This is a genomic window from Treponema sp. OMZ 805 (assembly GCF_050937395.1).
Taxonomy (GTDB): domain Bacteria; phylum Spirochaetota; class Spirochaetia; order Treponematales; family Treponemataceae; genus Treponema.
The window spans coordinates 14,930-39,527 of sequence record NZ_JACCLP010000003.1 but is presented as its reverse complement, the minus strand read 5'-3'; the positions used below and the strand labels follow the sequence as shown (position 1 = coordinate 39,527).

The 24,598-nt window shown below is 47.2% G+C and carries 18 protein-coding genes; 10 read left to right on the top strand and 8 right to left on the bottom strand.

Annotated elements, in window-relative coordinates:
* Positions 1-10: 10 nt before the first annotated feature.
* Genes HGH47_RS03535 through HGH47_RS03520 form a run of 4 tightly spaced genes read right to left on the bottom strand, consistent with a single transcriptional unit; the run spans position 11 to position 4,558 of the window.
* On the bottom strand, positions 11-865 hold the full coding sequence (locus HGH47_RS03535) for an ABC transporter permease subunit (protein WP_212565562.1): 855 nt from the start codon (positions 863-865) through the stop codon (positions 11-13).
* Positions 862-1,911 (bottom strand): ABC transporter permease, encoded by a 1,050-nt coding sequence (locus tag HGH47_RS03530; protein ID WP_432910419.1) that lies wholly within the window; start codon positions 1,909-1,911, stop codon positions 862-864. The genes HGH47_RS03535 and HGH47_RS03530 overlap by 4 nt, the downstream gene beginning before the upstream one ends.
* Positions 1,904-3,526 (bottom strand): ATP-binding cassette domain-containing protein, encoded by a 1,623-nt coding sequence (locus tag HGH47_RS03525; RefSeq protein WP_432910417.1) that lies wholly within the window; start codon positions 3,524-3,526, stop codon positions 1,904-1,906. The genes HGH47_RS03530 and HGH47_RS03525 overlap by 8 nt, the downstream gene beginning before the upstream one ends.
* 9 nt (positions 3,527-3,535) lie before the next feature.
* Positions 3,536-4,558 carry a BMP family ABC transporter substrate-binding protein gene (locus tag HGH47_RS03520; RefSeq protein WP_432910414.1) on the bottom strand — a complete coding sequence of 341 codons (1,023 nt, stop codon included), beginning with the start codon at positions 4,556-4,558 and terminating at the stop codon, positions 3,536-3,538.
* Between the two features lie 235 nt (positions 4,559-4,793).
* On the opposite strand from HGH47_RS03520, the gene HGH47_RS03515 reads away from it, so the two are divergent.
* The 7 genes from HGH47_RS03515 to HGH47_RS03485 all read left to right on the top strand — a co-directional run bounded on the left by HGH47_RS03515 (position 4,794) and on the right by HGH47_RS03485 (position 14,932).
* Positions 4,794-8,957, top strand: coding sequence for an InlB B-repeat-containing protein (locus tag HGH47_RS03515; protein ID WP_432910411.1), 4,164 nt, complete (start codon positions 4,794-4,796; stop codon positions 8,955-8,957).
* Between the two features lie 307 nt (positions 8,958-9,264).
* Entirely contained in the window at positions 9,265-10,386 is a 1,122-nt protein-coding gene (locus HGH47_RS03510; protein WP_432910409.1) for an ABC transporter ATP-binding protein, read from the top strand.
* A gap of 14 nt (positions 10,387-10,400) precedes the next feature.
* Positions 10,401-11,258, top strand: a complete 858-nt coding sequence (locus tag HGH47_RS03505; protein ID WP_432910406.1) for an ABC transporter permease — start codon at positions 10,401-10,403, stop codon at positions 11,256-11,258.
* 19 nt (positions 11,259-11,277) lie between these two features.
* On the top strand, positions 11,278-12,213 hold the full coding sequence (locus tag HGH47_RS03500) for an ABC transporter permease (RefSeq protein WP_016522970.1): 936 nt from the start codon (positions 11,278-11,280) through the stop codon (positions 12,211-12,213).
* Positions 12,214-12,230: 17 nt separating this feature from the next.
* Entirely contained in the window at positions 12,231-13,139 is a 909-nt protein-coding gene (locus tag HGH47_RS03495) for a hypothetical protein (protein ID WP_212565555.1), read from the top strand.
* On the top strand, positions 13,136-13,867 hold the full coding sequence (locus HGH47_RS03490; RefSeq protein ID WP_212565554.1) for a YfcE family phosphodiesterase: 732 nt from the start codon (positions 13,136-13,138) through the stop codon (positions 13,865-13,867). Before HGH47_RS03495 ends, HGH47_RS03490 begins: the two co-directional genes overlap by 4 nt.
* Positions 13,868-13,900: 33 nt before the next feature.
* Entirely contained in the window at positions 13,901-14,932 is a 1,032-nt protein-coding gene (locus HGH47_RS03485) for a PTS transporter subunit IIC (protein ID WP_212565553.1), read from the top strand.
* Between the two features lie 65 nt (positions 14,933-14,997).
* Here the strand turns inward: HGH47_RS03485 and HGH47_RS03480 are convergent, their stop codons facing one another.
* Positions 14,998-16,032 (bottom strand): hypothetical protein, encoded by a 1,035-nt coding sequence (locus HGH47_RS03480; protein ID WP_212565552.1) that lies wholly within the window; start codon positions 16,030-16,032, stop codon positions 14,998-15,000.
* Positions 16,033-16,083: 51 nt separating this feature from the next.
* Positions 16,084-17,478 (bottom strand): chromosomal replication initiator protein DnaA, encoded by a 1,395-nt coding sequence (gene dnaA, locus HGH47_RS03475; RefSeq protein ID WP_212565551.1) that lies wholly within the window; start codon positions 17,476-17,478, stop codon positions 16,084-16,086.
* A 114-nt stretch (positions 17,479-17,592) separates the two neighbouring features.
* Between dnaA and HGH47_RS03470 the strand changes: the two genes are divergently transcribed.
* The gene (locus tag HGH47_RS03470; RefSeq protein WP_253675754.1) at positions 17,593-18,309 is read left to right on the top strand and encodes a putative ABC transporter permease; all 717 of its coding nucleotides are present in this window, start codon (positions 17,593-17,595) and stop codon (positions 18,307-18,309) included.
* Between the two features lie 113 nt (positions 18,310-18,422).
* On the opposite strand, the gene clpB is transcribed toward HGH47_RS03470, so the two are convergent.
* Positions 18,423-20,999: an ATP-dependent chaperone ClpB gene (gene clpB / locus HGH47_RS03465; RefSeq protein WP_212565550.1), complete on the bottom strand. Its 2,577-nt coding sequence runs from the start codon at positions 20,997-20,999 to the stop codon at positions 18,423-18,425.
* 343 nt (positions 21,000-21,342) lie between these two features.
* Here clpB and HGH47_RS03460 point away from each other — a divergent pair, with 343 nt between their 5' ends.
* A complete protein-coding gene (locus tag HGH47_RS03460; protein ID WP_212565549.1) occupies positions 21,343-21,717 on the top strand; it encodes a helix-turn-helix domain-containing protein in 375 nt (124 codons plus the stop codon).
* A 128-nt stretch (positions 21,718-21,845) separates the two neighbouring features.
* Here the strand turns inward: HGH47_RS03460 and HGH47_RS03455 are convergent, their stop codons facing one another.
* The gene (locus HGH47_RS03455; RefSeq protein WP_212565548.1) at positions 21,846-22,907 is read right to left on the bottom strand and encodes an extracellular solute-binding protein; all 1,062 of its coding nucleotides are present in this window, start codon (positions 22,905-22,907) and stop codon (positions 21,846-21,848) included.
* A gap of 707 nt (positions 22,908-23,614) precedes the next feature.
* Here HGH47_RS03455 and HGH47_RS03450 point away from each other — a divergent pair.
* Positions 23,615-24,358 (top strand): YebC/PmpR family DNA-binding transcriptional regulator, encoded by a 744-nt coding sequence (locus HGH47_RS03450; protein WP_432910397.1) that lies wholly within the window; start codon positions 23,615-23,617, stop codon positions 24,356-24,358.
* Positions 24,359-24,598 lie beyond the last annotated feature (240 nt).

Genomic DNA, 24,598 nt, shown 5'->3' with positions numbered 1-24,598 from the left:
GGTACGGATGTCATTTCCCTCTATACCGCTTCCATATTCGGATAATCAGCTTTTCGGCGATAATCAGGAAGAGGCCGAGCACGAAAGGCAGCCCAATCAAGAGTGCCGGATGTTCCATACCGATCTGTGCCGCCGCGATGGTATTTTCAAGATAGACGAACAGCAGCGCGGCACAGATTGTTCCGATAACGGAGCGTCCGCCTGCATACGCAAGCACGAGTGCAATCCACCCCTTGCCGGCGCTTTGGTTTGGAACAAAGGCTCCCAGCTGGAGGGATAACAGGCAGCCTGCCAACGCCGCCGCCGCCCCGGACATACCCATTGCCGCTATCTTTAACCGTGCGGTATGCACCCCAATCGAATCCAAAAATGCAGAATCTTTTCCGAGTATCTTTATCCGCAAGCCTGTTTTGGTGTAGCGGCAAAAGAGCGCAAGTCCGAGGCCGGTCAAAACGGCGAGCGCCGCGCTCGCCGTTTTGACGAGCTGCGGCTGAAGCAGCAGCTCCGGCGGCAGCGCAACGATACTCCGGTTACCGAAAAACCGTGTGCTCAGTATGGAAACAAAGCCTGCAGCGGTTAAGTTTACCGCAAGTCCGACTATGTAGATATTTGCCTTACGATAGATAGCAAGATAGGTAATAAACATACTCAACCCTGCACCCAACGCAAGCGAGACGGCAAGCCCCGGAATAAGACCGCCGAGGCTTTCGGTTAGCAGGATGCCGCCGATTCCCGTAAAGGCGCTTAAAAGCATCAGTCCTTCTATTCCGACGTTCAACAGCCCTGCATATTCCGAAACGAGAGCGGCACAGGCGGCAATCAGCAGCGGCGCGGCTTGTGCAATCAAAGTAATCGCGGTTATCATAAAGGTTTTCTCCCTCGTTTTTGCCGGAAAAAATCAACCGTTATCAATATAAACGCAATCCCCTGTACAATTGACGAAAGGTCAAAGGAGGTGCTTGTCTGGAGCATCGCAGCTTTGCCGCCTGCTTCCATCCACGCAAAAAACAGCGCTCCGAATACCGCCCCCAACGGATGATTGCGCCCGATAAGCGCGGCGGAGATGCCGCTCCAACCCAGTCCCGACGTAATGCCCGCATAAACATAGTGCCGCGAGCCGTATACGCTGAATGCGCCCGCAAGTCCGTGGGCTGCTGCGCCGAATGTCAGCGCCAAGACTGAAATCAAGCCGACCTTAATTCCTTGGGATTGTGCGAAAGCGCGGTTATTGCCGGTTAATCCGAGTTCGTAGCCGTAGCGGGTACGCTTGAACATCCAGAAAAGCAGCGCCGTTATGATCACCGTAAAAAAGATGCTGCTATTCAATGTCGAAGGATTCCAAAAAGAAGTGAAGAACCACGCTTCGGTTGTATATGGGGTTGCCATCAGATTGCTTGCAGGATCCCTGAATATGTCATTCACGCCGTAGTCGATGAGCGGGAGCAGTGCGCACGATAATAAATAGGTGCTGATCAGTTCGGTAATGCCGAGAAATTGCTTCAAAAAAGCGGAAATAAAACCTAAAACGCCGGAGCAAAGAGCCGCGAGTATACATCCGGCGATAAGTCCGAAGGGCTGCGGGAACTGAGGTGTCAACAATGCGAATTCTACCGCGATAAACGAAGCGAGATACGCTTGCCCCTCGCCACCGAGGTTGAAAAAGCCTGCTTTTGCCGGAAGGATAAACCCCATCGCGCAGAGCAAAATGAGGGAGGCTTGGTCGAGCATATTGCCGAAATAAAACGTGTTGGTAAAAGGGGAGATAAAAAACGCGATGAGCGTTTCGAGCGGTTCTTCACTCTGCGCCGCCAAACAGATTGCCGCTGCGGCTGCGCTTGCCGTTACCGAAATAATACTGTTTAAAAGCGGGGCAGCTTTTTTGAAACGGTGTTGTTGCGTATCTTTATTCATCTTTACTCGCCTGCATCATCGCCGCAATGATTTCCGCGCGGTTATATGCGGAACGTTCCATAAAGCGGGTCAGGACGCCGCGGTATAATACATGAATACGGTCGCAGGTTTCAAGCGCGGCGTCTACGTCAGAGGTGAGCACGATAACCGACGCCCCTTTTTCAGCGAGATTGCGGAGCCGCTGCAGCAGCGCAAGCTGTACCTTCCTGTCCAGCCCCCAATAGGGTTCGGCACAGATAACCAACTGCGGCGGTGGATTGTCGAGTTCGCGGCTGAAAATCAGTTTTTGAATCATACCGCCCGATAAGCTCAACACCGAATCTTTCCACGAACGGGGAATATCGAATGAACAGCTGCGCTTCCATGCTTCAACCGCCGCAGGGGAGTAAATACCGAAGCGGTACAGCGAGGCTCGCGCGCGGACATAGAGGTTTTCCGCAATGCTGTGTCTGCCGGCAATGCCGTTCCTCATCCGCTTGCTGGGGATGTAGGCGTAAGTTTCGCGCGGTATGCGGCTCAGGGGCTTCCCGTCAAACCGGATAGTACCGCTGTCCGGCTTGAGCGTGTTGACCAGTAAATACTCCAAAAGCTCCAGTCCCTGTTTTTTTATGCCGACGACTCCGGTTATCTTCCCGTGCGGAACATCGATCGAAAAATCCGAAAAGCGGACTCCTCTGCTGCTGACGGCGGCAACGTGCGAAACAGTCAGTCCCGCCGCCGGTTTTGACGAAGAAGCCTGAAACTGCGATGTCGGAGATACCGTGTCGGGTTGCGGTGTATTTGTATACGATGAAGTATTAGTGTTTGATGACCCGGCGGCTGTACCGGTATTGGCTTGAATCGGCGGAGTATTCGATTGTACTTCTGCGGCAGTCCATTCCGTCTGTTCGGAACCGAAAATTTCTTGCAGCAGGAGGTTTGCATTTACGGTAGAATCGATAGAACCGTTCCAGACCGTTTTACCGTTCCGCAGAATATGCACCGTGTCCATAAAGCTCAACACTTCTTGAATGCGGTGTGTTACTACGATAATACATGCGCCCCTGTCCGCGCAGCTGCGGAGTATGCCGTACAGCTGGGTAATTTCCTGCGGACTAAAGGAGGCGGACGGTTCGTCTAAGAAGAACACGGAAGGATTTTTAAGCAGCGCTTCCCCGATTGCCGCCCAGTGCAGCTGAGCCGTATCGAGCGTCTCCGCTTTTTGGGTGAGCGGCAGCACGATACCGTAGCGGGCGAGCGCCGCCGCAATTGCATTTTGAGTTTTTTGGGGCGAAAGAATGTTGGCGGCGATATCTTTTTCGGTGTGTAATCCGATTGCAAGATTTTCCCATACCGTAAGCTCCGCCGAAAGCTGCGGATGCTGCGGCGTCAGCACGAGCCTCCGTGCAATACCGTCCGCAGCGGAACGTAAGTTCAGCGCTTCACCATTGTAAAGGATGCGTCCGCTGTCCGGCTGTAAATGACCGGTACAGAGGCGGGCAAGCGTTGACTTTCCCGCGCCGTTTTCGCCTAACAGCGCATGTATCTTGCCTGCCTCAAACGCAATGCTTACCCCGTCTACAGCGGTGATACCGTTTTCCGGAAACGTAAAGCGTAAGTTTTCCGTCGAAAACACAAAGGCATCCTAATTACCGGATAAGGTCAATGCTCCGGTTTTAACGCCGTCTATCAGTTGTTTTACTTTTTGAGTAATGTCTGCCGGTACGGCGGAAGGCACACCTTCAAAGGCAAAGTTTACCGCGCCGTCTTTTATGCCGAGTTCTGCCGATGTGCCGAATTCCAAACGTCCTTCCACAAAGGCAATCACGGAGTCGGTACAGGCTGCCTTTTGGCTGATTTCCGTTGAACCGACAACAATGTCTTTGCCGTAGGAATAGCCCGGCCGGTCAAACCACATCACGTATGCGCCGTGTTCCCGGGCGGCTGCCACAACGCCTGCATTTCCACCGCCGCAGATTGTTAGGATCACATCAACATTGTTTTTAATCATCGAAGCGGCAAGCTCGGAGGCTTTAGCGGCGTCATACCAATTACCGAGGACACGGAAATCGAGCTCAAAGTTTTTATTGACGGCTTTTGCTCCGTCCAAGTAGCCTTTCCGTATTTTGTCGTTCATAACAGGGAATTCCTGTCCGGCGAGAAGGCCGATCTTATACGCAGCGTTTGCATTCTTCATCGAACTGCTGCTGATGAGCGCGGCGTAGTAACCGTTGAGGTAACCCTGTTCGTACTGATTAAATCCGACTGTTTTTATTTGAGCGTTTCCGGCAAGGTAGCCGTCCAACAGCAAGAATTTTTGTTTGGGCGCGGCTTGCAGCACTTTTTCCGCGATTGCCGGCAACGAAGGATTGGAACTGATAATGAGATCATACTTTTTGCTTAAGGCAAGCGCCGTCAACCCGTTTTGCCATTCTCCCTGATTAACACCGCCTTCTACAACCTTGACGGTAACCGGCTTCCCCTTTTTGCCCAGTTGAGCTTTTGCATCCTGTACACCCTCTACGAGCAATTCGTACGTCGGATTCCCTTTAACAATTCCGGGTACAAAGACCGCAACGGAAACCGCTTTCGGTTTTGCAAAAAGAGGCGCACCTGCGATTAGGGCAATACTACAACTGAGTATGATGATTTTCTGTTTTAACGTCATGTTACACTCCTCTTTACTATATTAATTATAAATAAAGCGATTAATAAAATAGTAAAATTGTTAATCGACAGGTACATACTGTATAATATTTCTCCGTTCTTGTCTAGGATTTTTGACAAGGTGGAATAGCAATCGTACTTGTCATCTCTATAAAAATGGTACATACTCAAGCCATAATACGGTTGCTTTTCATTATCAGTTTTAATAATTCCTTATCCTAAAAGCGGAGGAATGTATGCGGAAATTTTATACCATTATAACTGGAATATTTTTAACCTTTTTATTTACATCCTGTAATCAGTTTACTGCAAATATAGAAGAGTATTTGGAGTATTGGTCGACGGAGGCTGCGATTACCCGCTATAGCTTTGACCCTGCAATCACAGTGCACGCCGATAAAGATACCATAGAGAGTATTCCTTCATTACGTGATGTAACGGTAACCCTTACCGTCCGTAATCCCAAAAATGTCAAGTTTCAGCTGCCGCAAGATGCAGGCGCCCCTGCCGATATTGTCGTTTTTCCCGCAGACGTTGAAGGCACAACAACAAGCGCCCCAAAACAACCCGATGATTATGAACTGACACAAGATTCACCTAGTCAATTAACGCTGAAATACAAAGCAGTATTTTTACAGAAGCACGAATACGGCAAAAAAAATATCGGACCGACGATTACGCTGTATCCCGAAGACGGGAGAAAGTTTTCGAAAACATTTACACTCAATGTAAAAGCGAATACCCCGCCTCCGAAACCGACTTTCGCCGTTGCAAAGACAACCGGTACGCCTTCGTATTACGTACTATGTATCACGGTGCCGGAGACCGATATGAGTAAGACGGTAGCCGGCGGGCTTTTACATAAAGACCTTGCGCATGTTGAAATAAACGAAACACCCTATGCCTTTTCGGTAAACGAGGCAGAAAAGAAATTTATAAAACCGGAATCCGATTCTTTTATTACGCTTTCCGATGTAACAAAGCTCACCGCTCCCGATGCCGATGAGATTCCTACAGGCGGATGGGTGCTGTACTACAAAACTGATGTGGAAGTAAAAGATGGAGCTGCTAAAAAAGACTATACGATTCGCCTTGCAGACGCAGAGGGCTTGGTTTCAGGAGTATTGAAGGCAAGTACAAAACCGAATAGACCGGCTCCCGTTCAAATCAGCCTTGTAAAGGGCAGCAGTACGGCGGATGTAAACAGCGACAATACCAAAACGGCTCCGCATACGATACGTGTAGACGAAGAACACAAACAGGCAACGCTGCGCCTTACCTGTGCTACAGCGAATGCAACTGTTTATTATACGCTGACGGAAACCACTACAGGAAGTTCTGCAAGTCCGCTTACAGCAAGCGGAGCCGGAAGCGGAGTGGATATCTCCTTACCCATTCAAACGGGAAGAACCGAAGCGGAGTATACACTTACCGTACGGGCGGAAGCAGACGGTTTTGAAACGGGTGCCGAACGCACACTTTATTATAAGATTACCACGCAAAGTACCGTTACCGACCTGCCGGTACTCAATAGCTTAGCTTTTTCCTCCGGCAGTACACCGGTGCTGTTTAGCAATGCAGCGGACACTGAGGACGAAGTCTTTAGCTCCAGTACTACTGAATATTATATTTTTGCAGCACAGCTTAGTCCACCCTCTATGAGCTTTACTTATACGTCTGAACCCGATGCAACGGTTACGGTAAAAGTAAACGGTACCGCCCATACGGGAACAATGGTAACGCTTCCCACCGTAGGAGGAGAAACGCTTGTAACCTTTACCGTAGAAAAGGCAGGGCTGCAAAATGAATACAAAGTGCACATTAAACGGAAGTCTTATACGGTAACCTTTACGGCAAAAAGTTCCGACGACGAATCGGCGGTAGGCGGCGGAACAATCAAGGTAACAAACACAACGGGAGCAGGCATCGGTTCTGTAAGCAACAACAATTCGGCTGCAGTTACCGTAAAAGCTGAAATTGGAGCAACAATCACGGCAACGGCAACGGCTGCTTCGGGTTACACGTTTAAACGATGGAGCGGAGCGAGCGTTTCGAATCCAGCCAATGCATCGCTTTCTTATGTAGTTGGAAGTAATGCTGAAATAAAGGCGGAATTTAAGTCTCCCAATATCTATGTCCGCGGAACAACCGCTGATTGGTATAATGGTATACCGGGCGCGGCTGAGGGCAATGACAGCACGGGAACCGGTTCAAAGCAAAAGCCGTATAAAACCGTTTCCAACGCCTTGAGCCAGTGTACAGCCACCGGCACGGCATATACTATTTTTGTAGACGGAACGATTGAGGAAAATACTACACTCGATATTGCAAGCGGTAAAAAGGTAACAATAGAATCGTTACGGAAGGATACGCCTGCGGTAATAGAGGAAAAACGAGTATCCCCCAGCGCTTATCAGTATCTTATTAAAACAGCAGGAACGCTTACCCTCGACTCCGTTATCTTCAAAGCGAATAAAACGGGTACTCATACACCTGACGCTAACACATTTATTTGCGGCATACAACAAAACGGCGGAACCGTAACCATTAAGGGCAATACTACGGAAATTAGAAACTTTGCCCATGCCGTAGAGGTTAAGGGCGGAACTTTTACCATGGAGAACGGTTCAATCTGCAATAATTATGTAAACGGTGGCGGAAGTGCCGGCGTAGAGATAGAAGGCGGAACTTTTATCTTAAAAGGTGGCTCTATAAAAGATAATCAGGCGACCAGCATGGCAGGCGTGTATGTAAAAGGCTCCGGTGCAACCAACCAAGGAATATTTAAAATGGAAAGCGGTGAAATATCGGGTAATAAAGCAAAATGCTTGGGAGGCGGTATTTATGTTGACGAACACGGAGTAGCAGATATTTCAGGCGGAACAATAAAAGCCAACCATGCGGCGAAAAGCACCTATTTCGGCGGAAACAAAGATGTCGGCGGCGGCGGTATCTATGTAGAAAAAGGTACCGTTAATTTTACGGGCGGCACTATAGAGGAAAACATTATCTATGAAGTAGAAAAAAACTGCGGAGCAGGGGTTCTTATCGGTGAACAAGGAACATTCAATATGTCGGGCGGCACCATTAAGGATTGTACAACCCAAGCATCTGATTTTAGGCCGAGCCGAGGCGTCGGCGTGTATGTATCCGGCGGGACATCTGCTACAAAAGGCACATTCAATATGACAGGCGGTACAATCGAAAATTGCAAACCCCTTGCGGGTCATACAGGAACCGGCGGCGCTGTGTATGTGGGTGCCGGAGCCGTGTTTACAATGAAAGGATATGCAGACGTTACCTCCTCTACCGGTTCCGATGCAAATGGTAAGGGCAAAAACGACGTATACCTTACAAATGGGGCAAAAATCACCATTGCCGAAAAGCTCGAGTATCAACACGTTGCCCGTATAACGCCTGAAAGCTATCCTACAGTTTCCAATCCTGACATACAGGTATTAGAAAACCCGGCAGATAACACTACAAATGTAGCCGAAAATTATTTTAAATTTACTGTAACACGCGACTCAAATAAGGCTTACTGTGTAAATGAAGCAGGTCTTATACGGCAGCAGGTGGATACTACTCCATACGATACAAACAGGCAAAACTGGGCGAAATTAAAAGCCGCAATCAACAACGCAAACAATAATGATGTTATTTATGTTAGCGATGTTTGCTATGCCAATAGTGCTACTGATACAATTACAGTAGACAACAAAACAATAACCCTCATAGGAGTAGCATCGGAACATGTCTCACTTGCTGCCAACCAAGAATGCAGAATCTTTACCATTAAAAATGGGGGGAAGCTTACCATTAAAAATATGGAGTTAGAAAAAGGACAGGCTTCAGATGGGAAAGGCGGCGGCGGTATCCTGTTGGAAAACGATGGCTCTAATAAATCGCTTACGCTGGAAAATGTTAGTATTACAAGCTGTTACACCTCCGGAAACGGTACGAAACATGGAGCCGGAATTGCCATATACAAGGGAACCGTTACGATGAAAGGCAAAACTCAAATATCGGACTGCAAAAGTCTGGTCTATGGCTGTTGGGGAGGAGGGGTCTATATCGGTGCAGGCGGTACCCTCACGATCGATGGTTATAATACTACTGATAATAATAATAAAACTTATATCCGTCTTTGTGAAGCGACTAAGGGCGGCGGTGTTTATATTGCATCCGGCGGAAAACTTGAGTTAAAACAAGGACAACTTTCTCTTAATAGAGTAAAAGATACTCCTAAAAAAGGGATCGCTGTATATAACGCAAATCCAATGACTGACCCTAATTCATTTAACTGGACGGGAGGCACGATTGAATACCATTATGCCGGTTCGGGTGGCTCTGTAATTGAAGGACCGTGCAATAACCCTAACAATTTTGTTGCAGACTAACCCTATAGGGTACAGCAATCACTGTCGGCAGCCGCCTTCCCCCGGAAGGCGGCACGCAGTACATACATATTACCAACTAAAAAGTATCCCTTACAAAACGGCGGTAAGTGCGGTATACTGTATGAAACTTGAACACTCAGCAAGCAGGAAGTAGAAGCAATTAAGTAATGCTGTGTTTACCCCATCCCGCATATTGACATAAACCGCTAAATGCTTCAAATATAGTAGGTCATCTTTAAAAGTCCGGCTATCGGTTAAACGTTTTTAGAGGTGCCCTATAACGAGTTGAAGGGGGCGCGATGCGTCAGTGAAAGGGTGCGAAGTTTCAATCGAAAATGTTTCAAAAACATTTGGAGATTTTCATGCGGTGGATAATGCCGTTATTCACATTAAGCGCGGGGAGTTTTTCTCGCTATTGGGGCCTTCCGGTTGTGGGAAAACAACGTTGCTGCGCATTATTGCCGGATTTGAACAGCCTGATTCGGGAGTTATCACCTTTGACGGGCAAAATATTGTCGGCATAGAAGCCCATAAACGGCAATCGAATACCGTCTTTCAAACCTACGCGCTTTTTCCGCACCTGTCCGTGTATGAAAACATCGCCTTTCCGCTCAGAATTCGTAAGCGCCCGCAGGACGAAATTGACCGGCGGGTTAAAGAATACCTGCATTTAGTGCAGCTCGATGCACATATCTACAAAAAGCCGTCTCAGCTTTCCGGCGGGCAGAAGCAGCGGGTTGCGATTGCCCGTGCGCTGATTAACGAACCGCGGGTACTGCTGCTGGATGAACCGCTTTCCGCATTAGATGCTAAGCTGCGGGCTAATCTTTTAATTGAGCTTGATAAACTGCACGATCAAATCGGTATTACCTTTATTTTTGTAACCCATGATCAAAGTGAAGCGCTTTCCGTTTCCGATCGCATTGCGGTGATGAATCAGGGCAAGGTGCTGCAAATCGGCAGTCCGTATGAAATTTACGAACAGCCTGCCACAGCTTTTGTTGCAAAGTTTATCGGCGAAACAAACCTCTTTGATGCAACCGTAGTTGCGTGCGAGCCGCATACGGACGGCTTTATGGTTACGCTTGACACTCCGGCGTTGGGAACTTCGGTTAAGATCACCGACTACGATAAAACTAAGGCGGGGCAGCCCGTATGCTTTACCGTGCGGCCGGAAAAAATCCGTATTTCGTTGGAAAAGCCGTCCTCTTCGACAAAAGAATTGAATGTTTTCCGCGGCGAGGTTGAAGAACCGGTGTATTCCGGCTTTCAGTCTAAGTTTTTTGTAAAACTGGAATGCGGTACGGTTGTGCAGGTTTTTAAGCAGCATCAAAACTATCTTGAAGACGGGCCTGAAATTGAATGGAAGGATACGGTATATGTTTCGTGGGCAGCTAATGACGGCTACATCGTCGAAGATTTAACATAAAGGTATATCAGACTATGGTGCAGGATCATTCCCGGCGGCGGTACGCCTTTTTGTATACCTTTCCGATGGCGGCATGGTTTACCGTCTTTTTTGTGCTGCCGCTTCTCATCATCGGCGTGTATAGTTTTCTTCAAAAAGGACTGTACGGCGGAGTTGTGCGGCATTTCACGTTCAGCGCCTATATTCAGCTTTTTACTGCAAGCTACGGGCTATTATTTGTGCGGACGTTCTGTGTCAGTATTGCCGTAACGCTCATTTGTATCATGCTTGCGCTTCCTGCCGGATATGCAATTGCGCGCAGTAAGCATCAGCTGTTCTTTTTGTTTTTGATTATCATTCCTTTTTGGACAAACTCGCTCATCAGAATCAATGCGTGGATTTCGATACTCGGTACTCAAGGCTTTCTTAACGGGCTTTTGAAAAAGATGCATCTCATTACGGAAAGCATTCCGTTTTTGTACAATCAGCAAGCAGTCATTCTTGTGTTGGTATATATGTTTATCCCGTATGCGGTTTTTCCGATTTTTTCGGCTATCGACAAGTTTGACTTTTCACTGTTGGAAGCCGCACGAGATCTTGGCGCTACCAAAACAGAGGCTATCTTTAAGGTCATGCTGCCGAATATCCGTGCCGGAATCATGACCGCCGTTATCTTTACCTTTATTCCGGTATTCGGCTCGTACACCGTACCGCTCCTTGTCGGTGGAAAGGACTCTTATATGCTCGGTAATTTGATTGTCGATCAGGTAACGAAGATCCGCAACTGGCCGCTTGCCTCTGCCTTTTCGGTGCTTATTACCGCCGTCAGTGCCGCCGGTGTTCTCTGGATGATGTACGCCAGCTTTAAGCAAGAAAAGCAAGCCGCAAAATAGTGAAGAACGAGGAGTGAGCATGTCTGATATACCGCAAGATTTACAACAGCAAGCGTTGCCGGTTCCCTATCGGCATAGTTTAGCAAAAAGCCCGTACCGGCGGTTAATTCAGAAATTCGGGAAGCGCAAGCGGGAATCCGAACCGGCGCGTCATGCACGGCGCGCATATAAGAATCTTAACAGCTCTTGGTTCTCCTCTACAGTGCTGGTGTTTGTACTATTGTTTTTGTTTTTGCCACTTGTAATTATTGCAGTGTTTTCTTTTAACGAAGGTAAGGCGGTCGTATGGTCGGGCTTTTCACTTAAATGGTATGCCGCGCTTTTCTTAGAATCTGAAAAATTGTGGACTTCATTTTGGCACAGCATATTTATTGCCTTTGTTTCGGCATTGTGTTCCGTTATTATCGGTACGTTTGCGGGGCTTGGCGTACAGTGGTATCGGTTTCGGGGTAGAGGGTATGTACAAGCGGTGAGTATTCTTCCGATGGTGCTGCCGGAAGTTGTCATCGGTATGTCTACGCTGATTTTCTTTTCGGCAATCAACATACCGCTCGGCTTTCTTTCTATTATTATCGCACATATCACTTTCTGTTTGCCCTTTGTGTTTTTGTTGGTGCTTGCCCGTCTTGAAGAGTTCGATTTTTCAATTGTCGAAGCCGCACGCGACCTCGGCGCAACGGAGCGGCAGACCTTGTTCAAGGTTATAATTCCCGCAATTTTTCCGGCGATTTTATCCGGCTTTTTTATGTCGGTTACGCTGTCGCTTGAAGACTTTGTGATAACCTTTTTTGTGTCCGGCCCCGGTTCCACGACGCTGCCGCTCTATGTGTTTTCGATGGTTCGGTACGGTATTTCTCCGGTAATCAACGCACTTTCCCTCATTATGATTTTAGGAACCATGCTGATTGCTTTTATGCTACGTAATTTTTTAAAAGGAATTGCGGCCTCAAATTAAATGCCGCGTATTTAATTATGAAAAAAAATACTGATACATCCTCCTCGGTTGCAGCGCATCCATCGTATTTGGGGAACTGTTTTGTAATGCGCCGTTTTACACAAACCGTTATTTGTATCGGCTTGATAATTTTAATTACCGCACTAATCGTCGGAACTGCTTCTTGTGGTGGGAAAAGCGGTTCACGCAATCAATCTTATCAAAAGAAGGACATTGCTCATCCTCTGCTATTTGTGCTGGGAAAAGATTTTTATCAGTATTCCGATTTATTTACCTATCTTTCGAATATTTATACGGCGGAAAGTCTAAAGGTGAACCTGCATATTTTAAGCTACAGCGATATGACCGCAAAGACAAAACAGCCGCGGCTTTCCATGATTACTGAACGGCTTGCGGCACAGCCTGTTGAGGCGCTTATTTCTATCGGTATTCCCGAAGGCGGCGCCCGTATACTGCGTATCGCTAAAGAAAAATACCCTGACTTGCATATTTTTTCCCTGTTGCCGGTAGAAGAGATTTTGCCGCTCGAAGCCTACAGCGATGTTGTTGTGGACTTTGAACTGCCCGACTCGTTTGCAAAGGCCGACAGGGCGGTGAATATCCCTGCGCATGATGTACAGACGCTGGTGCTCTGTGCCGTAACCGCTGTAGAGCAAATCAATGAATTGCCGGAACAGGAGCCGTTTCCGCGGTTTGCGCGGGCGGTTGCAACAACGGCAGCCATGCTAAAAGAGCAGGGGATAGCGGCATGGGGCGGTACGCCGTATGCACTGCATCCGTATAAAGACCCGGAACTGAATATCAGCTCGTATAACTATCTTATTTTATCACCGCCTTCGTCCGGCGGGGCGGCAGATGGTACGGAACCGGAAACGGGCGCCGCAGTAACCGGAGAGCGGGGAAGCGCCGTAGGGGAAAAACAATGAACCGTTTTACCCGCTGCGAAAACGGCGTTATCGCCGATGCCGCTTTCTATAACCGGCTGCAATATGCGGATACTGCTTCTGTCTTGTTGCTTTCCGACACGCATGGAGCCGTAGATGCAGTGCGGTGGATTTTATCGGCTTTTAGCGAGGAATGCCAAGCCTGCCTCTTTGCCGGAGACGGCGCTCAAGACATCATAACCGTTGTACGCGAAGCTGCTGCCGGTCGGATAACCATTCCGCCGGTTATTATTATGGCACAGGGGAACTGCGACAGTCAGCTTTATCCGCCGATTTTCCCCGATAGCAAAAATCCGAAACCGTTCGGGCTGCCGGTATATCAGCAAAAGATGATTGCAGGACAGCATATTTTATTGGCGCACGGGCATCTGCATCATGTTGAACTTGACGGACGTAAACTGAGCATGACAGCCGAAAGCCTCGGCTGCACAATCGCCGTATACGGGCACACGCATATTCAAAGTATCGCAAGATTTGGCTGCGTTACAGCTATCAATCCGGGCAGCCCCTTGCGTCCCCGCGGTAAATCCTACGGCGGCTTTGCTATTCTCTCCATCGGTACCGGTAAACCGCCTATCGAGACCGGTAAACCGTCTGTCGGTACCGGCAAACTGCAATTCTATCAGCTGATACGGGGACGCACCGGCGCTTTTTCTGCCGCCGTACAAGCGGTCTATCCTATCCCGATAAACAATATCGCCGGGGATTAAACCCTTGGCACGAATAAGGAGATTTGTATCGATATGAACAAATTACAGCTTTTCTTAAAAAAGAAAGATATAGAGATTTCCGGTAAGCGGTATTTTATTGATGCGATGAGCGCTATGGCGATGGGACTCTTTTCATCCCTGCTTGTCGGAACAATCCTGAGGACTGTAGGACAGCAGCTGCATATTGCCTTCTTGACCGATACCATCTGGCCGATATGCCGCGATATGACTGGCGCTGCCATCGGTATCGCCGTTGCGCATTCGCTTAAAGCGCATACCTTTGTTTTGTTCTCTGCTGCTATTGTCGGGTATGCCGGTAATATGTTCGGCGGCGCAGTCGGCGCCTTTATTTCCGCCATTGTCGGTACCGAACTGGGAAAACTGGTTTCTAAAGAGACAAAGGTCGACCTCATCGTAACGCCGACGGTAACCATCCTTTCCGGCAGCGTAATAGCTGTTTTTTTCGGGCCGTATATGTCTGCCTGTATGAATTGGCTCGGCGGCGTCATTATGACAGCGACAACCCTGCGTCCGTTCTTGATGGGTATCTGCCTTGCGGTATTGGTCGGGATTATTCTCACGCTGCCGATTAGCAGCGCGGCGCTTTGTATGATGCTTTCTCTTTCGGGGCTTGCAGGGGGAGCGGCGGCGGCGGGATGCTGTGCTCAAATGATCGGTTTTGCGGTGATGAGCTATCGGGATAACGGCTTCGGAGGCAGCGTTGCAGTCGGCATCGGTACCAGTATGCTCCACATGCCGAATATTATTAAGAATCCCCGAATATGGATACCGCCGATCGCCGCTTCCGCCGTACTGGGGCCGATTTCGACGATACTGTTAAAACTGGAAAATACTCCCATCGGCTCCGGTATGGGAACCTGCGGATTGGTGGGGCAAATCGGCGCACTGACAGCGATGGAGCAGACCGGCCGCAGCGCTGCGAGCATCTATCTTTCCATCTTGCTGCTGCACTTTATCGCCCCCGCCGTACTAACGCTCCTTTTTACCGTACCGTTACGGAAAATCGGATGGATTAAAGACGGCGACTTAAAACTTGCGCTGTAGCAGCTGTAGTGTTGATTCGTGCGGCGGGGTTAATACCTGCCGGCAATATGCTGTGCAGGGGGGGATTATTTATCGCTCAGGCCTTCTTCAAAGATAAACTGAATGTAGAGGTCTTCGAGCGTCCGCTTGGGGCCGGGTACTTGGAGCCTCCGCCGCGATTCGGCATTGCTTTTTCGCTCAATAAACGAAGTATAGAAACCGCGCGGATCATCCCTTGGAAACTCTCGCTTGAAGCCGAGTAGCTTGTATGCCTCGTCTCTGCTGAGAGCGGAAGCTTTCCTTTCCTTCAAAACATTTCGGATAAAATTGATCTTTTCATACGAGATGCCGAATAAGAATTCTTCCAATGCTTGGCCGATCTCCGGATACTCCAACTTTGCAATCATAAACCGTTCCCACGATTCATCCAGCTCCATTGAAAGAAGAAAGAGTTCGCTTACGCCGAGCATACTGCCGAAGTTCGGCGCAAGTTTGTTCCGCGCTGTCCAGACCTTGTGTAAGACAAGTGCAAACGATGAGGAGTGCTCATCCAGCCGATGTTCCCATAGTTCGGTTAATAACTCCGCTATATCTTTTCGTGTTTCATGCTGAAGGTCGGCATTATCAAGAAGCATCGTATACACATCCTCCGCCATAAGAGCGAACATAGCGCGAAGTGTAATCCGCCGCAGCGCTTGTATATCTTTTTCTTCAAAAAAAGCATTCATCGCTATTTTAGTAAGTGCGGAAAAAGTTTGAAATTTGGCAATCAGAAAGCTTTTACCGAGGATAACCTTTGTCGGTAATGTCAGCAAACGGGAAGCGGGAGCGCTGCTGCACAGGGTATCAATCAATGTTTCTGCCGATCGATGTTCACCTGCAAGGACAGTGCTGCGTTGTATTGAGGGATAGCGGGAGACAGCCACCGCCACTTGTTCTAATGTTGTAATACAGTTTGCAATGTTGCTCAGTACCCCGGGGGCATAAGCTTGTAAGCTTTTTAGAATCTGTTCGATTACCGCGTGTTCGTCTTTATCGAACACCACAATATCGGAAGAAGCATTTCCATCTTCCGTTGTGTATGGCATTGAGAGCGTTGCAGACAAAGATGCATAAGTCATACATTATCAGTATACCATAGAATCCGGATTTTGCCAAACATTTTCTTGGCATTATTGATTGGCGTTGGTGATACGTTTTTTCAGTTCGGCGATGGTAACCTCGAGCGAAGGCTCAAGCGCTGTCTGCGTTTCTATTTTTTGGTGTCCGTGCATAATCGTCGAATGGTCCCGTCCGCCTAATTCGACACCGATTTCCGTGGTAGAAAACTCTGTCATTTCCCGGGCGAGGTACATTGCAACCTGTCGCGGGAAAGAGATATTCTTAGTCCGCTTTTTCCCTTTCAAATCGATATACGAAATGCTGAAGTAGTCCGCGACGATTTTTAGAATCGTGTCGAGTGTAATATTATGCTGGCGGGGAGATCCAAACGTATCCTGTAAAAGCTGCTGCGCATTTTCAAGCGTAATGGGGCCGGTAAGTTCCGAATACGCTTCCAATTTCGTAAGCGCACTTTCCAAATCTCGGACATTGGAAGAAATATTCTTTGCAATCAGGTGTACTACCTCGTCGGGAATGGAAAAATGCTCATCCTGAAGCTTTTTAAATAAAATGGCACAACGAGTCTCATACGAAGGTATCTTTAAGTCGATGCTCAAACCGCGGGTAAAGCGGGAACGAAGCCTGTCTGTTAAGTTTTTCAACTCTTCTACCGGACGGTCGCAGGTAAATACGATTTGTTTGTTGCTTTCGTAGAGAGCGTTAAAAGTGTGGAACAATTCTTCCTGTGTGCTTTCTTTTTTTTCCAAAAAGTGAATATCATCAAGCAGCAGAACATCCGCATTGCGGTACTTGTTTTTAAATTCATGCATTTTATTTTTATTCACATGAGCAATATATTCGTTCGTAAAGGTTTCGGCAGGTGCATATAAAATCTTCAGATTGGTACTTTGATAGAGCGCATTACCAATCGCCTGCATCAGGTGTGTTTTACCCAACCCTACGCCGCCGTAAATTAACAACGGGTTATAGGCTGTTCCGGGATTCTTCGAAACGGCAATCGCAGCATTCGCGGGAAGCGGGTTATCCGCATCGATAACGAATTTATCGAACGTATAGCGCTCATTCAAAAGGGGATGCTTCTTTTTTTCTTCGGGTACTGCCGTTTTTTGCGGGTTATGAGGAGTTGCTGCTGAAAATGCTGCCGGTGTATGCGCATTTTTTTTAGGTGATGAGTGGTTATCCGTATTCTCCGGAACTTTTATTTCAAATTCAATGTTGATACGAGAGCCAAGCAGCTCCAATAATTTTTTTTCGATAAAGAGTTCATATCGCTGCCGCACATTATCGCGGTAAAATTCGGAAGGAACCGATAGAACGATAGTTGTATCCGAAGCTCTCTCGTAGACAATACGTGAGAACCACATAGATATTTCCTGCTCACCTATTTCATTCTTTAATTGTTTAACGGTTTCTTCCCAAAAAATACGATAATCACAACTGTTCATAAGGGTTATTATACTACTACTTTCCTTTTTTTGACAATATGGACACTCTTTGGGCGCCAACAAACCGGCAACCGCTGATTTATCCGGTTTATTATTTATGATATAATGAGATTTATGGAATTAAATAGATATTTAATAGCATATTTTGTTTTTAGTGTCCTAGGCTGGATATGGGAAAGCATATATTGCACAGCCAAAGAAAGGAAATGGCAAAATCGAGGTTTTTTGTACGGTCCCTTATGTCCCATATACGGTTTTGGCGCAACCATAGGATTATTATTTTATGATCTTATTTCGCTTGGGATAGTTCATCAACTTTCATGGTGGATGATATTTATTATTGGATTTTTCGTTAGTATGATATTAGAGTATCCAACATCATATATTCTTGAAAAAAAGTTTCATGCAAGATGGTGGGATTATAGTAATGTGCCACTGAATCTAAACGGCAGGACAAGTGTAATTACTTCCATCGGATTTGGGCTAGGGTCAATTATCATTATGAAATATTTGATTCCGCTTTATGAACGAGCTTTTGCTCCAATACCCGATGGCATCATCATTGCCCTTTCAGTTGTTTTGGTGGCGATTCATTCTTCGGATATTACGCTTACGGTCTCTCGTTTGACAAATTTCCAAAGCAACATTGACGAAATGGAAGGCATGTTCCAAGATAAAATGACTTTAACAGTTGACAAGCTTTTTGAAAGACGAAGTAAATTATACGGTAAAACACTAAGCCGAATTGCTTCTTTTAAGATGAGTGAATCGCATAACATGATTGCAGAGAGAATAATAAAGGCAATGCATGATTCAAAAAGGGTGAAATAATATGGTATTATGAGATTATATGAGTTTGTAATGGAGAATGGGTAATTACCGCATATTGTACTTAAGCCGTTTTGATTACCCATTACCCATTATCAATTAAAGCATTATCTGCCTTACGCTTTAAACGTCAAGCCGCCCTTTCCGGCATCCACCGTAATGTCGGTTTTACCGACAAAAGCGCCCGAAAGCAGCTCTTTGGCAAGCTTGTTTTCAAGCTCGGTTTGGATAGCCCGCTTTAAGGGGCGTGCGCCGTACAAGGGATCGTAGCCGATGTCTGCGAGGAAGTCCTTTGCAGCATCCGTTACAATCAAATGCAGGCGGCGCGCTTCAAGCCGTGCGGAAACAGCCTGCAGCTGAATGTCGACAATCTTGCGGATCTGCTCTTTGCCGAGCCGTCTAAAGGTTAAAAGCTCATCGATACGGTTCAAAAACTCAGGGCGGAAGTGCTGCTTGAGCAGGTCTTTAATCTGTGCAGTCATCTCCTCCGGGGTATCCGCCGCTAAAATCAGCTCCGAACCGAGGTTGCTCGTCATAATGATAATCGTGTTGCGGAAGTCTATTACCCTGCCTTGTCCGTCCGTCAGCCGCCCGTCATCCAGTATCTGCAAAAAGACATTGAACACATCGGGATGCGCTTTTTCGATTTCGTCAAAGAGCACCACGCTGTACGGACGGCGGCGCACTGCTTCAGTCAGCTGCCCGCCTTCGTCATAGCCCACGTAGCCGGGCGGCGCTCCGATTAAGCGGCTCACCGAATGCTTTTCCATATATTCGCTCATGTCGATACGGGTAAGCGCCCGGTCATCGTTAAAGAGGAAGTCCGCAAGGGTGCGCGCCAGTTCGGTTTTCCCCACACCGGTAGGTCCGATGCAGAGGAAGCTGCCGAGCGGGCGGTTCGGGTCGGAAAGTCCTGCACGATTCCGTCTGATGGCATCGGCAACTGCCTGCACCGCCTGATCCTGTCCGACAACCCGCTTTTGCAGCACCGATTCAAGGTCGAGGTACTTCTGCTGTTCGCTTGCAAGCATCTTTGCAACCGGAATACCCGTCCACATCGAAACAATCTTCGCAATATCCTCTTCTGACACCTCTTCGCGGAGAAGCTGCCCGCTGCTGCCGGCCTTTTTTGCAAGCTCTGCGGTAACCGCGGAAATCTTTTTTTCCAGCTCCGGTATGCGTCCGTATTTGAGCTCGGCAGCTTTGTTCAAATTGCCGTCGCGTGTAAACTGCGTTTCTTCGCGGCGCAACTGCTCAAGCTCTTCCTTATATTTCCGCGACTCGTTGATGCGGGTCTTTTCGTTTTGCCACTGCGCCTGCATCACGTTCCGCTTTTCGGTTAAGTCGGACAGCTCCTGCTCCAGCTTTTCCAACCGCTCTTTTGAAGCGGCATCAGTTTCTTTGGAAAGCGACACCTTTTCGATATTCATCTGGAGGATTTTGCGCTCCACCTGATCAAGCTCAACCGGCTGGCTTTCAATTTCCATTTTGAGCCTGCTCGCCGCCTCGTCTACGAGGTCGATTGCCTTATCGGGCAAAAAGCGGTTGGTGATATAGCGGTTGGAAAGCACCGCCGCCGCGATGAGCGCCTCATCCTTAATGCGCACGCCGTGGTGTATCTCGTACTTTTCTTGCAAGCCGCGCAGAATGGCAATTGTGTCCTCTACGTTCGGTTCGGGGCAGTACACTTGCTGGAAGCGGCGCTCAAGGGCGCTGTCTTTTTCAATATACTTGCGGTACTCATCCAAGGTGGTAGCGCCGATCGCCCGCAGCTCACCGCGCGCCAATGCAGGCTTTAACAAGTTGGAAGCATCCATCGCCCCTTCGCTTGCACCGGCGCCGACAAGAGTATGCAGCTCATCGATAAAGAGGATGATACTGCCCTCGGCTTTTTGCACCTCGGAGATAACCGCTTTAAGGCGCTCCTCAAATTCGCCGCGGAACTTAGCACCGGCAACCAAAGCGCCGAGGTCAAGCGATAAGAGCTTTTTTCCGCGCAGGCTATCCGGCACGTCCCCGGACACAATCCGGCGGGCAAGTCCTTCTACGATAGCGGTTTTACCGACACCCGGCTCACCGATCAATACGGGGTTGTTTTTGGTGCGGCGCGACAGTACCTGCATCACCCGCCGGATTTCTTCATCGCGTCCGATAACGGGATCGATTTTTTCTTCCCGGGCAAGTTCGGTTAAATCGCGGCAGTATTTTTCGAGGCTGTTGAACGTCGCTTCGGGGTCTTCGCTCGTAACCCGCTGATTTCCCCGCACATCCTTTAAGGCTCTCAACGCCGCATCGTAGGTAATGCCATGCGAGCGGAGCAGTTCGCCTACCTCGTCATCGCTTTTTGTAAGCGCAAGGAGGAGATGCTCCGTGGAAACATACTCGTCCTTGAGCGAAGCGGCGAGCTTTTCCGCCTGAGCGCAGAGTTTTGTTAAAACCGGCGACATATAGACTTGTGCAGAGTCTCCGGTTACCCGCGGTTTTTTATCCAAAATAACATCGAGCGCATCAAGGATCTGATCCGTTGATGCACCGATCTTCTCAATGAGCGGCGGTACAATCCCCTCCTCTTGATCCAAGAGTTTATATAAGAGATGAACCGGCTCAACCTGACTGTGATTGTCCTGTTCTGCAAGCGAGGCTGCATCCTGCAATGCCTCACGTGCTTTAACGGTGTATTTGTCTATGTTCATACAATAAATGTACGCACAAAATGAAAAAACGGCAATAAAATTTTTTTAGAGAAAAATCCTGACACAAAGCGTCGAAATATTAAATTAAACCTGTTCGGAAAGTTCCGTTTCTGAATAGGTTACCTTGAAATGCGATGTTCTAAATCGTGCGAAGAAATAGCGCCTAAATCTGTACAGGTATTATTTGCTGATTTACTTCAAGATTTAAAACAAACAGGAGTAATGCAGCCGTCTTGGCCGAATTTTAGTAAACTTTCAGATAATACTTATCATTGTCATTTAACGTATTCATACATTGCATGCTGGACATGTGAAAATAACTCTATAAATATTGAGGTATATTATGCAGGTAGTAGAGAAAGTACACCCTATTAATGTGAGTATAAAAGGAATCGGCTCCCGTCTCGTTAAGGATTTGGTTATGCAGCACTATCCGCAAGCGCAGGTGGTTGATATCGAAGAAAGTGATAATGGGCTTGAAAAATGGGAAGATACGGAATTATATAAAAAACTAAAATCAGAAATAACCCCGGGCGATAAACTTACAGCTTATAGAACCCGTGCGGGGCTTTCTATCACCGAACTAGCACGGCTTACGGGTGTGAGTTATACGGATATTTCGGCGATGGAAGCCAATCGGCGTGTTATCGGTTTAAAGATAGCTAAAAAATTAGCCGAGGTTCTGAATTGTCGCTATACAGCCTTATTAGACATGTAAGCTTACAATATGCTGTTAGCGGTCAACATTACTTCCGTAATGATAACATGCAACAGTTAAATCAACATATCCTGACACAGAATATCGGGATATATTTGTCCTTATAAGATGGTTGAAGTCGGCTTATCCTACGGTGTAAAACGGATCCGCTGCCAAAAGCTGTTATACAGCTCTAAGTTTGCACCGAGGTCTTTTTTGAGAATGCAGTCTTTAAGGTCGTCGAGTGCGTAGTGCGGCCGCTTTTTTTGGTAGTATCCTGCCTCTGTGTGGATGGAAGGCGGAAAGCCGAAGGTATCTAAAAATTCTGCATAAACGGTAGGCTCAAGCATAAAATTGATAAAGGCATGTGCAAGTTCAGGATGAGGCGCCCCTTTTGGAATACAAAAGCTGTCGATGTACAAGCCTGAATGAACGCCTTGCGGAATAAAGAAATCGACATACTGCGTTTGATCTTCTTGTAACTCCGCAAAAATCGATTCCGCATATCCTTGTACCGCTAAAAAGTCCCCCGACGCAAAAGATTTTGCAAAACCGTCCGCATCAAACTTTACGAGATTCGGCTTCCAGTTATTTTGGACTAACTGATATGCCTGTTCCAACTCATCGGGATTGGTGCTGTTCGGCTCGTAACCTAAAGAACCTAATGCAGCGCCGAGCACTTCCCTCATATCATCCATCATCGTCATTCTGTTTTTTAAATCTGCCTGTTCAAAGATATTCCAGCCGCGCTCATAGTCGGGCACCTCTTTGGTGTTTACCGCAATACCGGCAGCGCCCATGTAATACGGTACTGAAAATTCCATTTTAGGGTCATAGTCAATTCGATGGAGTACATCCGAACGTAAATAGCGGATGTTCGGGATTTTTGAAACATCGATAGGATCAAGCATATTAAGTTTTATCATGATAGAAACATAGTCTGCTGATGGGATAACAAGGTCGTAGCCTTTTGAACCTGCCATGAGTTTGGCAAACATATCTTCGTTTGACGCAAAATCATCGTAGACAACTTTGGCATTGTATTTTTTTTCGAAGGTTTTGATAACGGAATCGGGCGTGTAGTATGTCCAATTATAGAGATAGAGAACCGCTTCTCGTGTATCGCGGCAAGCAGTAAAAACAATAAGCCAAGAGAGTGTTACTACGATGGATAAAAAAATAGAGCCTATTCTTTTAAAACGATGATCCATAGTTTACCTCGCAATGATATTGCATATATAAAACCACATCTATCCAAGATAAAATAAAAAATATTAAAAGTCTGCAATTCGCGGTATAGTTAGGGAAGCGCTGATTAAAGCGAGGAGCGCATTTAAGCAGTGCTTTCCTAAGTTAGTGTAACACAAAGTTGGGATAATTACTATCCTTGATTGACAACATCCTTGATTGACATATCTCAATTTTATGCTCCGGTTAAATCAACCCAATCGGACAAATACTGCAGGGCAAACTCGCTTCTGCGTGGAACCACCGCCGTCCGTGGCAAGTTCAAAAATTGACTTCCTTGTCAATTTTTGAACGCGAGTTTTTGCTGCACAAAAACGTCGCTACTGCTGGGAACCACGGACATCCTCGCTCAAAAATGTACGTCCTTGTACATTTTTGAGCTGCCGGTTTGCTTGCAAACTGGTTACTGTTTGGAACCACGGACATCCCTGTCCGTGATGATACGTTGAGGATTTATTGCAGTAGCGGCACGGATGCCGCTGGTTATATCAGAAGCGATGTTTCGCGGTTACGCGAAACTCGTAGCCAAAACTATACACGGATGTATAGTTTTGGCGTAGATGCGTTGTATATTTCCAAAAGATGCGTAATTGACAGAGCTACATATAGTATGCTATACCTTTTGCGCACATCTTGTTTTTTAACCTTTTTAAGACGGAAGGAGTATATAATGTCTGGACACAGTAAATGGGCTACAATTAAACACGCAAAAGGAGCAGCTGACGCAAAACGCGGTCAGATGTTTACAAAGTTTATTAAAGAAATTTCTATAGCTGCACGTATGGGCGGCGGGGATCCGAACGGTAACCCCCGGTTAAGAACTGCAATATTAAAAGCACGCGCGGCTAACATGCCGAAAGATAATATTGAAAGAGCTATTAAGAAAGGCACCGGCGAATTGGGCGGTGCAAGTTACGAAGAACTGTTGTATGAAGGCTATGCGCCGGGCGGAGTTGCGGTATTGGTAGAAGTGCTGACCGATAATAAAAATCGGGCGGCAGCCAATGTGCGAAACCTCTTTTCTAAAAACGGCGGTAACCTCGGTGCAACCGGTTCGGTAGCCTATATGTTTAACCGCAAAGGCGTTATAGAATATGATGCCGAAGTCGTCAGCGAAGAAAAGCTGATGGAAGAGGCATTAGAAGCCGGCGCGGAAGATATTCAAGCCGAAGGCGGTATTATTACGGTAACAACCGACCCCAACGACTTTGCTTCCGTGCTTGAAGCATTACAGGAAAAAGGCTTTGAATCCGTTTCTGCAGAAATTTCCATGGTTCCTGCAACGTATATGAGTTTGGAGACAGAAACAATCCGTAAAGTGTTAAAAATGGTTGAACGTCTCGAAGAAGATGACGACGTCCAGAACGTATACACAAACCTCGATATTCCTGATGATTTTGAACCAGAGGAATAACGGTATATTTTGTCATTTTTAATATCATAAGCGCCATACTATCGTTATTTCCAGCGGTTGTTATGGCGTTTTTATTTTATAGCGACCACAGAGTAAACTCGGTGCTCTTCGTATCATATCAGAGACGTAATTCAAAATTATGGGTTACATACCGCCGAATCTTTAACCGTCCTTGTTTCCATATCAAAGCAGTTGCCGTAGGGGATGTGATATATCCTGTCAATTCCACACAAATAATGT